The following is a 14,290-nucleotide window of genomic DNA, read 5'->3' as shown; positions in this document are numbered from 1 at the left end:
GAGACACTGGTCCAGGGATATGTCTATGGAAAAAATAGTGAATCAGGAGGGGAACGAATGAGCAGTTTGGCAAGAAAGCTCCAGGAACAGCAAAATGAGCAAAGACAACAGGCGGCCCAACCCGAGAGGCGCAGGTCGACATGGCAAAAGGTAACTCCGGGGGAACGTTTCATATGGATGTTATTTGCGGCATTCCTAAGCTTAGGTGCTGTGCAAATCATCTCCACCCAGGCAGAAATTTATCAAACCAACAAGGATATCCAGGAAATGAAAGTGGCAATCAGTAAGCAGGAAAAGCAGAATGGTGATCTAACAGTCCTCAAACAGGAATTAAGCAGCTATGAGCGGATTATGAAAAAGGCTCAGGAAAAAGGCCTTACACTTGATGACAAAAAAGTCAAGGTTGTGCATTAAATGCCAAAGAAACAGCCTAATATAAACAGGGGAGCAGTTGGATTGTTTTTCACTTTCCTCCTGCTCTTTTTAGTCGTACTATACCGTTTTTCTGTTATTGGCATCACTGGGGAAGCTGCCGGACAGCCGCTAGCTGCCAAGGCGGAGCAAAAGCATATGAGACAGGACACCATTGAGGCGAGAAGAGGGACAATCATGGACAGATCCGGCGAGGTTGTCGCCGAGGACACCGTGTCGTACAACCTTGTTGCAATCCTTGATAAAAAAATGACAACCAATCCAAAAAAGCCACGTCATGTTGTCGACCCGGAAAAAACTGCTGCAACCCTGGCAAAATATATTGATTTGAAAGAAAGCGAGATTTTACGCATCCTCTCTAAAAAAGAAGAAAACCCTAAGCTGTTCCAGGTGGAATTTGGTAAAGCCGGAAGGGATATCTCTTATCAAACAAAAATGCAGATAGAAAAAGAAGAGTTGCCCGGGATTATTTTTCAGCCAGATTCAAAACGCTTTTATCCGAATGGCGTCTTTGCATCGCATTTAGTCGGCTTTGTTGAAAAGCTTGAGAAAAAGGGTGAGGAAACAAGGAATATTGGAAGGCTGGGGATTGAGAAATCAATGGACTCAATCCTTAAAGGAAAAGATGGAAAAATCAAATTCGAAAGTGATGTCTGGGGATATCTGCTCCCGGACGGCAAAGAAATCGTTACCCCTGCCGATAACGGCAAGGATATATATTTGACGCTTGATAAAAAAATCCAGACGTTCCTTGAGGATTCGATGAATAAGGTAGTCGAGGAATACAATCCGAAAAAAATAATCGCAATAGTCGCCGATCCAAAAACAGGCGAGATTCTTGCAATGGGACAACGGCCGTCTTTTCATCCTGAAACAAGGGAAGGGCTGGAAGAAACCTGGCTTAACGAAGCGATAGAATATCCATTTGAACCCGGATCGACGATGAAAATTTTCACGCTTGCTGCGGCTGTAAACGAGGGAAAGTTTAACCCCAATGAGCAATTTCAATCAGGGTCTTACCAGGTTACAAAAAGAGACAAACCCATTCGTGACCACAACTGGACAGGCTGGGGCAAGATTTCATATCTTGAAGGTGTCCAGCGTTCATCCAACGTGGCGTTCGCCAAGATTGCCAAGGAAAAGTTGGGGTTTGAAACCTTCAGGGAGTATTTGTCAAAATTCGGACTTGATAAGCCAACCGGTATTGATCTGCCGGATGAAGCAACAAGCCAGCTCCGCTACGAATGGCCGATTGAAAAAATCACCACTTCTTTTGGACAGGGTACAGCCATTACCGCAATTCAGCAAATCCAGGCTGCTACTGCGATAGCCAACGATGGAAAAATGATGAAGCCCTATGTCATAAAAAAAGTAGTAGACCCTGATACAGGCGATATCCAAGAAAAGAAGCCTCAGGTCGCGGGAACGCCGATTTCCGCCGCTGCTGCAAAAGAAGTTCGGGATATCCTTGGAACGGTCATTACCTCCAAGAAAGGAACTGGTAATCGATATAACATTGAAGGCTACAGCGTAGCTGGGAAAACAGGAACAGCGGAAATGTCCCAAGGAGGGGGATATTTGGACGGGCCGGGAGATTATATCTTTTCATTCCTAGGCATGGCACCAAAGGATGACCCGGAACTGGTTGTGTATGTTGCTGTCCAACAGCCAGAAATTGATCATTATTCCAAAGGCTCAATTCCAGTCTCGATGATTTTCAACCCGGTAATGAAAAACAGTCTTCAATATCTGAACATTAAACCATCGACCAAGGAAGCACCTACTTCCGTTAAACTTCCGGATTTAACAGGAGAGCCCTCGTCTAATGCTGTGAAATCACTAAAGGATAAGGGACTTGAAGCAGTCGTCATTGGAAAAGGCAGTGAAATCGCAGCTCAGGTTCCAGCGCCAGAGGAAACTGCCATGGAAGGGGAACGAATCATCTTGCTTACAACAGGTAATGCAACGATGCCGGATATGAGGGGATGGTCGCTTCGCGATGCAATGAAAGTGGCAACCCTTGCTGGCATCAATCTTGATTACAAAGGTTCTGGATATGTTTCCAAGCAAAGCATCACCAGGGGCACCACTTTGAAAAAAGGGGATATGCTGACCCTTGAGCTTGAGACTCCAATTGAAAGCTTGAATGATGATAAAGAAGAAAAGAAAACAGATGTAAGGTCATGAATTTTGCCGGCGGGGTTCTCCGCCGGCATTCTATTTTTTCCAAGACCCGCATAAGAATGAACGAACAAGCATGTCCTTCTTTTTGTCCAAGTATCGGCATAGGAGGATCGATGAAAGGGGAGCATTCTTAATGCGGGTTTCAAATGTGACAGTACGCAGGCGCTTAATGGCAGCTTTGTTTATCGGAATCTTGGTATTCCTGATTATTGATGTCAGGCTTGGGTACGTACAGTTCTATTTAGGAGATATGCTGACTGATAGAGCAAAAGGCTCCTGGAGCAGGGATATCCCATTTGCTCCTGAACGTGGTGAAATAGTCGACCGGAATGGTGTACCGTTGGCAACTAATATCAGCGCGCCAACAGTCTGGATTGTCCCAAGACAAATTGTGGATCCTGAAGCAACAGCAGAAAAGCTTGCCTCTATCTTGAATTCGTCAAAAGAGGCAACGCTACAAAGCCTGACTAAAAAAGAATCCATCATTAGGCTGCCGGCGGGGAGGAAGATTTCCCACGAGAAAGCAAAGGAAATCAGGTCGCTTGGTTTAAAAGGCATTTATATCGGTGAAGACTCAAAGAGGCACTATCCTTATGGAAGCTATCTTTCGCATGTGCTGGGATTTGCTGGTATTGACAACCAGGGGTTAATGGGACTGGAGCTGTTTTACGACAAAGAATTAAGCGGAGAAAAAGGGTCCGTGCAATTCTATGCCGATGCAAAAGGCAGAAGGATGAACGATATGGCCGATGATTACCAGCCCCCGCTTGATGGGCTGGACTTGAGGCTTACTATTGATACAAAGATACAGACCATTGTAGAAAGAGAGCTTGATATCGCTCAAAAGGCATACAATCCGGATGGAATCATTGCGATTGCTATGAATCCGAATAATGGAGAAATCCTTGCCATGTCGAGCCGGCCCAATTTTGATCCAGCGAATTTCCGTAATGTTCCACAGGAAGTATATAATCGGAATCTTCCTGTCTGGAGCACATACGAGCCTGGATCGACCTTCAAAATTATTACCCTTGCTGCTGCGCTTGAAGAAGGGAAGGTTGATTTGAAAAACGACCATTTCCATGATTCCGGGTCTGTTGAAGTTGGAGGCGCTAGATTGAAATGCTGGAAGCGCGGAGGCCATGGCAGCCAATCATTCCTCGAAGTTGTCCAGAATTCCTGCAACCCGGGTTTCGTTGAGCTTGGGGAGCGGCTTGGCAAGGAAAAACTGTTTGGTTATGTTAAAGGCTTTGGGTTCGGCCAAAAAACAGGCATTGACCTTCAGGGCGAAGGAACAGGGATTCTTTTTAACATCAATCGCGTTGGGCCTGTTGAACTTGCGACAACGGCGTTCGGTCAGGGTGTTTCTGTAACACCCATTCAGCAAGTTGCGGCTGTTTCCGCTGCTGTCAATGGTGGATATTTGTATACACCATATATTGCAAAGGAGCTTATCGATCCTTTAACAAAAGAAGTTGTTATGAAAAATTCCCCGAAGCTGAAGCATAGGGTCATATCCGAAGAGACGTCGAAACAAATCAGACATGCTCTTGAAAGTGTTGTCGCCCAGGGGACAGGTGGGAAGGCGTTTGTCGATTCCTACCGTGTTGGCGGGAAGACAGGTACTGCCCAAAAGGCACAGGGCGGCCGCTACCTGGAAAACAACCATATTGTCTCCTTTATCGGCTTTGCACCTGCTGATAATCCACAGCTTGTCGTCTATGTTGCGGTTGATAATCCAAAAGGAACTGTTCAATTTGGGGGAGTCGTTTCCGCGCCAATTGTTGGAAATATCATGAAGGATTCCCTGCGCGCAATAGGCGTCCCTCCAAGTAAGGACCAAATCGAAAAGAAAATGACCTGGTCCGATGTGCCGATGCTTGAAATGCCAGAACTTGAAGGGTTGACGAAAAAAGAAATCTCCGAACAAATGGTAAATTTGAAAATAGAATCCAAGGGAGAGGGCGATGTGGTTGTAAAACAATTGCCGCAAGCGGGCGTTAGAGTAAAAGAAGGCTCAACCATCATTCTTTATTTTGGTCAAAAAGAAGAATAAAAGGCTGGCGGAGGGTTCCTCCGCCTTCTTGGTATTTATGGCGGAAATTCAATGATTAATTCTCGTGATTAATGGCTAAATAGAGATGAATAATGTAAAATAAGAATCGATTGCTAGCTGGGAGAGGATTGAAAGTATGAAATTGCAAGAACTTCTTGGACATCTCCACCTGCTCCGTCCATACGCAGGGGAGAATCCGGACATTACGTCCATTGAAAATGATAATAGAAAGGTCCTTGAGGGGAGCCTGTTTATCTGTATTAAAGGGTATACTGTTGATGGGCATGACTATGCTAAATCAGCTGTTGATAAAGGTGCGGCAGCCATCATCGCTGAGAGAGACCTGGATGTGGATGTTCCTTTAATTATTGTTCCAGATTCAATGAGGGCGATGGCTGTACTTGCCGATGCATTTTACGGGCATCCAAGCCAAAGCTTCCATCTTACGGGGATTACTGGGACGAACGGCAAAACAACAACAAGCCATTTAATAGAAAAAATATTTGCGGATGCAGATAAAAAAACCGGTCTTATTGGGACAATGTATACCAGGATAGGCACAAAAGTCTTTGAGGCAAAAAATACAACACCTGAAAGCCTGGCTCTTCAAAAAACGTTCCGCAGTATGGCGGAAGCGGGAATTCAGCATGCCGTGATGGAAGTATCATCCCATGCTCTCGATTTAGGCAGGGTCCATGGAGCCGATTTCAATGTAGCTGTTTTTACAAATTTGACCCAGGATCACCTTGACTATCACAAGTCTATGGAAAGCTATAAGCATGCGAAAAGCCTTCTGTTTTCCCAGCTTGGAAATGCTTATTCAGAGAACCCCAAATTTGCTATCCTGAATGCTGATGACCCGGCATCAGTTGATTTCAAGCGTGCAACTGCAGCGCATGTCGTTACATATGGGATTGATAATCAGGCAGACCTCCGGGCTAAGGATATTATGCTTTCTCCAAAGGGGACTTCATTCATCCTGAATGCTGCCGGACAGACTTATTCGGTATCCATGAAACAGATTGGTAAATTTAATGTGTATAATTCACTTGCTGCAATTGGTGCAACGATTTGTTCCGGAATCAGCATGGATGAAGCAATTAAGTCAATTGAGAGTATCAAAGGTGTTGCGGGGCGATTTGAGCTTGTTGACGCGGGTCAGGATTTTACGATTATCGTTGATTATGCCCATACACCGGATAGCCTGGAAAATGTCTTAAAAACAGTGAAAGAGTTTGCGGAACAGAGGGTTTTTGTTTTGGTAGGCTGTGGTGGCGACCGTGATAGAGGGAAGCGCCCGCTAATGGCCAAAATCGCCTGTGATAACGCTACGGACCCTATCCTGACGTCTGATAATCCCCGGACTGAGGATCCGATTGACATCCTCGGCGATATGGAACAAGGGGTTAATGGCCGGGATTACAAAGTAATTCCTGACCGTAAAGAGGCAATTGAATATGCAGTAAACCAAGCCCGGGCAGGAGATATCATCCTTATTGCAGGGAAAGGCCACGAAACGTACCAGGAAATCAAGGGTGTAAAATATGATTTTGATGACAGAATCATTGCCCGTGAAGCCGTGGCTAACAGTAAGTAGTTTAAAATAATTTATTGAAATTGGAGTATAGACAGAGATATGAATTGTTTACTAGATGTTTTTTCAGAAAAAATCCTTCTCGCATTGTGGGATGGAACATATGATATACCTGTAGCGGGTGGCATTTGCCCGTCCGTTCGTCCCGGAAGGAGGGCTTGCAATGCTTGAGCAGGTTATCTTTTTTACTATCCTGATGGGTTTTTTGGTAACAGTGTTACTTTCTCCTATCTTCATCCCGTTCCTTAGGCGCCTTAAGTTCGGTCAAAGCATTAGGGAGGAAGGGCCAAAATCCCACCAGAAAAAATCAGGTACACCAACAATGGGCGGAATCATGATCCTTTTATCGGTAGTTGTGACTTCCCTGGTTATGATTTCTAAATTCGCGGAACCGACCGCGCGAACTTATATGCTTATCATCGTTACATTAGGCTTTGGCCTCCTCGGATTCCTTGATGACTTTATCAAGGTAGCCATGAAGAGGAATCTCGGCTTGACATCAAAACAAAAGTTAGTGGGACAAATCATTATTTCGGTGATTTTTTATCTAATGTATCGACAAAATGGTTTTCCGTCCGAATTGAATATACCGTTTACTGACTACTCTCTTCATCTAGGCTGGTTCTATCTGGTGTTCGTCATTTTCTGGATGGTAGGTTTCTCCAATGCGGTTAATCTGACTGATGGACTTGATGGTCTTGTTTCCGGAACGGCCGCAATAGCATTTGGTGCTTTTGCTGTTCTCGCCTGGAATCAATCGCAGTTTGAGCTGGCAATCTTCTCCGTTGCTGTCGTTGGAGCGGTCCTTGGATTCCTTGTCTTCAATGCCCACCCGGCAAAAGTATTTATGGGTGATACGGGTTCGCTCGCGCTTGGCGGGGCAATAGCCGCTGTATCCATCCTTACCGGGCTTGAACTGTTACTCCTGATTATTGGTGGAGTATTTGTCATTGAGACACTTTCTGTTATCCTCCAGGTAATTTCATTCAAAACAACAGGGAAACGTATTTTCAAGATGAGCCCGCTGCATCATCATTATGAATTGTCGGGCTGGTCTGAATGGCGTGTTGTGGTAACATTTTGGTCTGTAGGGTTACTCCTTGCAATACTTGGAATCTATATCGAGGTGTGGTTATAGTGAAGAAGATAGATATCTATAAACATAAAAAAATACTGGTGCTAGGGCTGGCCAAAAGCGGAGTCAGTGCAGCAGACTTGCTGCATCGGCTCGGTGCTTTTGTGACGGTCAATGACTTTAAGCCACTCTCTGAAAATAGTGAAGCCAGAGGCCTGCTTGAGCAGGGAATCAAGGTAATTTGCGGAAGCCACCCTGCAGAATTGATGGATGAAGGATTTGAACTTGTTGTTAAAAACCCTGGAATCCCTTATTCAAATCCTCTTGTTAAAAAGGCTGTTGAAATGGGGATACCGGTTATTACCGAAGTAGAACTAGCCTATCAAATTTCAGAAGCTCCATTTATAGGAATTACCGGAACAAACGGAAAGACAACGACAACCACATTGATTTTTGACATGCTGAACGAAGGCGATCGACATCCGCTAATCGCCGGGAATATCGGAACAGTTGCTTCTGGTGTCGCCCAAGAGGCGGATAAGAGCAATACGATTGTTATTGAACTATCTTCCTTTCAGTTGATGGGTATTAATGAGTTCAAGCCGAAAATTGCTGTTTTGACTAATTTATATGATGCCCACCTTGATTATCACGGTACAAGAACAGAGTATATTTCAGCAAAAGCGAACATCACCAGAAATCAGAATGAGGCGGATTATTTTATTTATAATGCGGATCAGGAAGATGTAGCAGCAATTGCCAGACTTTCCAGGGCAAGGCTAGTTCCATTTTCGGCTACAACGGACCTTGGTGAAGGAGCTTATCTAAGTGATGGCTGGCTTTGCTTTGAGGGAGAGAAAATCATTCTTCGTGAAGAAGTCGTCTTACCAGGAGCACATAACCTTGAGAACATTCTCTCTGCAATTGCCGCAGCGAAGCTTTCTGGTACAAGCAATGAGGCGGTTCGGAAGGTGCTGACAACCTTTACAGGTGTCCGCCATCGTCTCCAGTTTGTCACCGAAAAGGATGGAAGAAAATTCTTTAATGATTCAAAGGCAACGAATATCCTCGCAACAACAAAAGCGCTTGAGGCGTTTGAAGGCTCTGTCGTTTTGCTGGCTGGAGGGCTTGACCGGGGAAATAAATTCGATGAATTGATTCCTGCTTTGAAAAATGTCAGGACCCTCGTCACATTTGGCCAAACTGCCGAAAAACTCGAAAAGGCAGCGAGTGCCGCTGGAATAAAAACTGTTATCCGTGCCGATAATGTTGAGGGTGCAGTTCCGGTCGCATTCCAGCATTCAGATCCAGGTGATGTGATTTTGCTTTCACCTGCTTGTGCAAGCTGGGATCAATATAAAACTTTTGAAGTTCGTGGCGACATGTTTATCGAGGCCGTGCATAAGCTTTAGTAAGGGCTTGTCTCTTCTGTGGGCCGGCAAAGTTAATGCCCGGCCCTGCCGGAAAGCCCTAAATTAGCGGGCAGAGGTGTATGGCGGTGCCAGTAAAAAAGAATACTCCTGATATAATCCTTATGATCATCACGTTCACGTTGCTGGCCATAGGCCTTATGATGGTATACAGTGCCAGTGCAATTCAGGCGGAATTCAATTTCGGTGATTCTTTCTTCTTTGCAAAGAGGCAATTGCTTTTTGCGGGAGTTGGGATTGCTGCGATGTTTTTTATTATGAATGTAAATTATCAGACATGGCGTACCTGGGCAAAAGTGGCTGTTATCATTTGTTTCGTCCTGCTAGTCCTTGTTTTGATTCCCGGCATTGGTGTTGAACGGAACGGGTCCCGAAGCTGGATTGGGGTAGGAGCTTTTTCAATACAGCCCTCCGAGTTTATGAAACTTGCGATGATAGCCTTTTTGGCAAAATATTTATCTGAAAAACAAAAAATGATTACATCGTTCAGGAAGGGGCTCGTTCCTTCACTCGGCCTGGTTTTTCTCGCTTTTGCAATGATTATGCTTCAGCCGGACCTTGGAACGGGAACTGTTATGGTTGGAACCTGTATCGTGATGATTTTTGTCGCCGGAGGGCGGATCCTCCATTTTGCCGGCTTGGGGCTGTTAGGGATTGCTGGATTTGCGGCTCTCGTTATTTCGGCTCCCTATCGGATAAAAAGGATTACTTCGTTTTTAGACCCGTGGTCAGATCCGCTTGGTGCGGGTTTCCAAATGATTCAATCATTATACGCAATTGGCCCGGGTGGATTGTTCGGCCTGGGGCTAGGGGAAAGCCGGCAGAAGTTCTTCTATTTACCAGAGCCGCAAACGGACTTCATTTTTGCTATTTTGGCAGAAGAATTAGGATTTATCGGAGGCTCATTCATTTTGATTCTATTTGCCCTCCTTCTGTGGAGGGGAATCAGAATCGCACTTGGTGCCCCGGATTTGTACGGTAGTTTCCTGGCAGTAGGAATCATTGCAATGGTTGCTATCCAGGTGATGATCAATATTGGTGTTGTAACCGGACTTATGCCTGTCACTGGGATCACCCTGCCGTTTTTAAGCTATGGGGGGTCTTCGCTAACCTTGATGCTAATGGCAATTGGTGTGCTTTTGAATATAAGCCGGCATGTGAAAATCTAATAAAGACTGAGATCCTTTATAGGGTCTTTTTTTTATAGAATGGTTCCATGAAAATAAAGGTTATATTGGAGGCATTAATATTATCAACACCGTCCTGTCGTACTTTTGTATTGAGGCAAGAAAGGGTTAAGGTGTTATCAAGGAAGGTTTATAAGTTACATTTTGGTGTGGAAAATAAGTCAAAACGTCATCAAGAATACTTATTGGTTACATTTTGCTTTTGAAATTGGTTCAAAATGTTGCCAAGGAGTCCTATTGATGATATTTTGCTTTGGAGATTATCTCAAAATGTCACCAATGAAAAAGCCGAACTGAAACTTTAAGTACCCTACTTATCCACTACCATTGCTACCGCAGGAATTAAGGTCGGTAAGGCATTAGGAAAAAAACTACAGTGATTCCATAGAAACGTTAGTGTTTTTCGATGTTTCCTGGTTTAAAGTATAGTAGAATGGGGGTAAATAGAGTGGGTGCTTTTTATTGGCCCTGCTGGCATTGCATTGAAAGATATAAAAAAGAGGTGGAAACATGAAAATCGCCATTAGCGGCGGTGGTACCGGTGGACATATTTATCCGGCACTTGCACTAGTTCGAGAAATTCAAAAAAAGGATCCTGATGCAGAATTCCTTTATATCGGCACAGAAAAAGGACTTGAAAGCACACTCGTTCCCAGGGAGAACATTCCATTTGCATCTATACATATAACAGGCTTTAAAAGAAAGCTATCCTTTGAAAATATTAAAACAGTATTGAGATTCCTAACGGGTGTCCAAAAAAGTAAAACAATCCTTAAAGAATTCAAACCGGATATCGTGATTGGTACTGGCGGCTACGTGTGTGGGCCGGTCGTTTATGCAGCATCCAAACTAAAGATACCTACAGTGATCCACGAACAAAACAGTATACCAGGGCTTACAAATAAATTCCTAAGCCGGTATGTGAACAAAATAGCAATCTGCTTTGAGGAAGCTGCCAGCTTTTTTCCTAAAGAGAAGGTTGTGTTCACTGGAAACCCAAGAGCATCGGAGGTTTTAGGGCGCGACGGAATAAAAGGGCGCCTTTCGACTGGTCTCAAGCTCGGAATGCCTGCAGTTCTTATTTTCGGAGGCAGCAGGGGCGCTCGTCCTATCAATGAGGCGGTTGTACAATCCCTTGGAGAATTTGCTTCAAAACCATATCAGGTTCTGTATGTCACAGGCGATGTCCACTATGAGGATGTTAGGAAGGAAGCAGAGCTGCTTGGCAGCCCTGACAACGTAATTATTAAACCATTTATCCATAACATGCCCGATGTATTAGCAGGCATTGATTTGGTCGTGTCACGCGCAGGTGCAACCACCCTGGCAGAGCTGACTTCGCTTGGTATCCCGGCTATCCTGATCCCTAGTCCGTATGTAACCAATAACCATCAGGAAAAAAATGCGCTCTCCCTTAGTGATAAGGGGGCGGCAGTACTTCTGGCAGAAAAAGAACTGTCAGGCAAAAAGCTGGTCAGCACCATTGATAGCATCACATTGAATAAAGAAAAATTAACAGCCATGGCAAAGGAAGCACGTAAACTTGGGGTCCAGGATGCCGCCGAAAGGCTTTACAAGGTCATGAGGGAGCTTGTTTCCCAAAAATAAGATAGGATATAGGCATTAGATGGGCTGTAACCCAATGAATTACATTGCATAGTATGCAATAACTCTATTACGCAAAGATAGGGAGGATCTTATGGATGAGCTGAAAAGAGAATTGGAATCTGCCGGTGTAGGCAAGGTGAAGAATATGGAACCACTGGCAGGCCACACTACAATAAAAATTGGCGGGCCTGCAGATTTGTTTGTCGAGCCATCTTCCGTGGAGAACCTGTTCAAGACGATGGAAATTGTCCGGAATCACAATGTCCCCTGGAGGGCGATAGGGAGAGGTTCGAACCTGCTTGTTTCCGATAAAGGAATAGAAGGTATTGTTGTGAAACTCGGTCCTGGTCTTGATAAGCTGGCAATTAACGGCACTGAGGTAACTGCGGGCGGCGGGCAATCGCTTGTTTCAATGGCAACTTCCATAAGCAGGAAAGGGTTAAAAGGTTTAGCGTTTGCAGGCGGCATCCCGGGTTCGGTCGGGGGTGCGGTATATATGAATGCGGGAGCTCACGGGTCGGATATCAGCAAAATCCTCAAGAAAGCCCATATCCTATTTGAGGATGGAAGCATGGAGTGGCTTTCGAATGAGGAACTTGAATTTTCCTATCGTTCCTCCGTATTGCAAAAGAAACAGCCGGGAATCGTTGTCGAAGCAGTCTTTCAGCTCGAACAGGGAGAAAAAGAGACCATCGTTAAAGAACTTCAGAAGAATAAAGATTACCGAAAAGAAACTCAACCATGGAATTACCCGTGCGCGGGAAGTATCTTCCGGAATCCGCTCCCTAATTATGCTGGGAGACTAATTGAGGTTGCGGGATTAAAAGGGCACCGGATAGGCGGAGCGAAAATTTCTGAAATGCATGGGAATTTCATTGTGAATGATGGCAATGCAACGGCAGAGGATGTCCTTGCCCTGATTCAGCATGTCAAGGATGTCATTCTGGAATCATATGATATTAAGATGGAAACAGAAGTTGAAATAATCGGCAGAAAATAGCAGGAAATATATCTAAATGGCTGGAGTTTGTGTGCTATAATATTTCCATTGAAATCTGGTTAAAAAGCTGTTTGCAGAAACGACGGCATGAAACTATCGTGCCGTTGTTTTCGATTAAAAAAGATATGGGCACCAGCTTGGTCGGAGGTGGAATGCATGCAAAAGGGGAAAGTTCTTACTTTGGAAGACAGAATTCCGAAGCTTAAGGAGCAAAGGCGGAAAAAGGCAAACAGAAGGCTTATTTTATTGCTGTTCATGTTTTTTATCCTTATATTGTGCGTTATCTATATTCAATCTCCCCTCAGTCATGTTAAAACTATTGAAGTCCGCGGCAATGCGGCCTATACAGAAGAGACAATTGTAAAAGCCACAGGAATTACCGCCGAGACGAATATCTGGAAAGTGGACAAGCAGAAGGTTCGAGATAAATTGAAAAAGCTTCCTGAAATAAAAGATGCAAAAGTGGGACTTCAGCTGCCTAATACGATTATGATAAATATTCAGGAATATAAAAGGATTGCATATATCGTCAAAGAATCAGATTTTTATCCTGTTATGGAAAACGGCCGGATACTAAAAGATATAGAGGGAGCACCTTTGACAGTGAATGCACCTGTGCTATCAGGATTTAAAGAAGGCAAGGTCCTGGATGTAATGTGTAAATCACTTGAAAATCTTCCCGCAGAAGTTTATAACTCCATTTCTGAAATCCACTATACCCCTCAAAAGACAGATGAATACCATATTTCTCTGTTTATGAATGACGGATTTGAAGTCAGTGCCTCACTGCGGACATTTGTTGATAAAATGGTTCATTATCCATCCATTGCCAGTCAGCTTGATCCGAAAGTTAAGGGAGTCATTGACCTGGAAGTTGGTTCGTTTTTTAGGGCATATGAAAAGGAGGAAGGGGAGGAAGGCCTTGAAGAAACTGAAGGTGAAGGGTAATCAAGTAATTCTATCCCTTGTATGCCTTGTACTTGGATATATGATGGCCTTTTCTTATCATTTAACACAAGTCGAGAATGAAGAACGGAATCCCGCTGTTACCGGGAAACAGTATGAGCGGACATTAGGCCTGAGAAATCAGTTGATATCTATGGAAGAAACTAACCGAAAACTGCAAAAGGAATTTAACAAGAAGCAAGCACAGGTGCTTGAAAATGAAAAAGCTCTTTCAAACCAAGAGGAGACATTTTCCGAGATAGCTGAGGAAGCTGAAAAGTACAGAATGTTTCTTGGCAGGGTTAAAGTGCAAGGGCCCGGGGTGCAAGTTACGCTTGAAGATGGCGAGTATGATGCTGAACAGCCAAATATCAATGATTATCTTGTCCACGAGTATCACGTTTTCAAAGTTGTAAATGAATTATATGTTTCAGGTGCTTCTGCTGTAGCAATTAATGGCCAGAGGCTGACTAGCCAATCTTACATAGTATGCAACGGCCCAGTTATAACCGTTGATGGAACGCAGCACCCTGCTCCTTTTGTAGTAACAGCAATAGGGGACCCTGGGGTAATGGAGGCAGCTTTGAATATGACGGGCGGAATCCGGGATCAACTGGTTAATGATAACATTATATTCACATTGGAAAAAAACGATCTGATTTCCTTGGATCCGATACTGTAAGTTGGTGTAGTTTCGCCACAGTAAATGTCCACAGAAAAGGTTAGGTGAACACAGTGGACAAACCCAAAAATAAAATCACAAGCTTTGCAATAATAGC

11 protein-coding genes are annotated in these 14,290 nt (G+C 44.2%); all 11 read left to right on the top strand.

What is annotated here, in order from left to right; all coding sequences use genetic code 11:
- The first annotated feature begins 57 nt into the window (after positions 1–57).
- The 11 genes from ftsL to AM500_RS15695 all read left to right on the top strand — a co-directional run bounded on the left by ftsL (position 58) and on the right by AM500_RS15695 (position 14,193).
- Positions 58–414 carry a cell division protein FtsL gene (gene ftsL / locus AM500_RS15745; protein ID WP_043933427.1) on the top strand — a complete coding sequence of 119 codons (357 nt, stop codon included), beginning with the start codon at positions 58–60 and terminating at the stop codon, positions 412–414.
- Positions 415–2,619: a penicillin-binding protein gene (locus AM500_RS15740; RefSeq protein WP_053600059.1), complete on the top strand. Its 2,205-nt coding sequence runs from the start codon at positions 415–417 to the stop codon at positions 2,617–2,619. It abuts the gene before it with no gap.
- Positions 2,620–2,749: 130 nt separating this feature from the next.
- The gene (locus tag AM500_RS15735) at positions 2,750–4,672 is read left to right on the top strand and encodes a stage V sporulation protein D (RefSeq protein WP_053600058.1); all 1,923 of its coding nucleotides are present in this window, start codon (positions 2,750–2,752) and stop codon (positions 4,670–4,672) included.
- 136 nt (positions 4,673–4,808) lie between these two features.
- Positions 4,809–6,269, top strand: a complete 1,461-nt coding sequence (locus AM500_RS15730; protein WP_053600057.1) for a UDP-N-acetylmuramoyl-L-alanyl-D-glutamate--2,6-diaminopimelate ligase — start codon at positions 4,809–4,811, stop codon at positions 6,267–6,269.
- A 160-nt stretch (positions 6,270–6,429) separates the two neighbouring features.
- Complete coding sequence (mraY, locus tag AM500_RS15725) at positions 6,430–7,404, top strand: phospho-N-acetylmuramoyl-pentapeptide-transferase (protein ID WP_053600056.1); 975 nt, start codon at positions 6,430–6,432, stop codon at positions 7,402–7,404.
- Positions 7,404–8,753, top strand: coding sequence for a UDP-N-acetylmuramoyl-L-alanine--D-glutamate ligase (gene murD / locus AM500_RS15720; RefSeq protein ID WP_053600055.1), 1,350 nt, complete (start codon positions 7,404–7,406; stop codon positions 8,751–8,753). Before mraY ends, murD begins: the two co-directional genes overlap by 1 nt.
- 80 nt (positions 8,754–8,833) lie before the next feature.
- On the top strand, positions 8,834–9,940 hold the full coding sequence (gene spoVE, locus AM500_RS15715; RefSeq protein WP_442853975.1) for a stage V sporulation protein E: 1,107 nt from the start codon (positions 8,834–8,836) through the stop codon (positions 9,938–9,940).
- 528 nt (positions 9,941–10,468) lie between these two features.
- Positions 10,469–11,566 (top strand): undecaprenyldiphospho-muramoylpentapeptide beta-N-acetylglucosaminyltransferase, encoded by a 1,098-nt coding sequence (gene murG / locus AM500_RS15710; protein WP_053600054.1) that lies wholly within the window; start codon positions 10,469–10,471, stop codon positions 11,564–11,566.
- A gap of 91 nt (positions 11,567–11,657) precedes the next feature.
- Positions 11,658–12,566, top strand: a complete 909-nt coding sequence (murB, locus tag AM500_RS15705; RefSeq protein WP_053600053.1) for a UDP-N-acetylmuramate dehydrogenase — start codon at positions 11,658–11,660, stop codon at positions 12,564–12,566.
- A gap of 156 nt (positions 12,567–12,722) precedes the next feature.
- Positions 12,723–13,514 (top strand): cell division protein FtsQ/DivIB, encoded by a 792-nt coding sequence (locus AM500_RS15700; protein WP_053600052.1) that lies wholly within the window; start codon positions 12,723–12,725, stop codon positions 13,512–13,514.
- Positions 13,462–14,193 (top strand): DUF881 domain-containing protein, encoded by a 732-nt coding sequence (locus AM500_RS15695; RefSeq protein ID WP_053600051.1) that lies wholly within the window; start codon positions 13,462–13,464, stop codon positions 14,191–14,193. The genes AM500_RS15700 and AM500_RS15695 overlap by 53 nt, the downstream gene beginning before the upstream one ends.
- Positions 14,194–14,290 lie beyond the last annotated feature (97 nt).

The organism is Bacillus sp. FJAT-18017, from assembly GCF_001278805.1.
GTDB lineage: Bacteria > Bacillota > Bacilli > Bacillales > Cytobacillaceae > Bacillus_D.
This window is presented reverse-complemented; position numbering and strand designations above follow the sequence as displayed.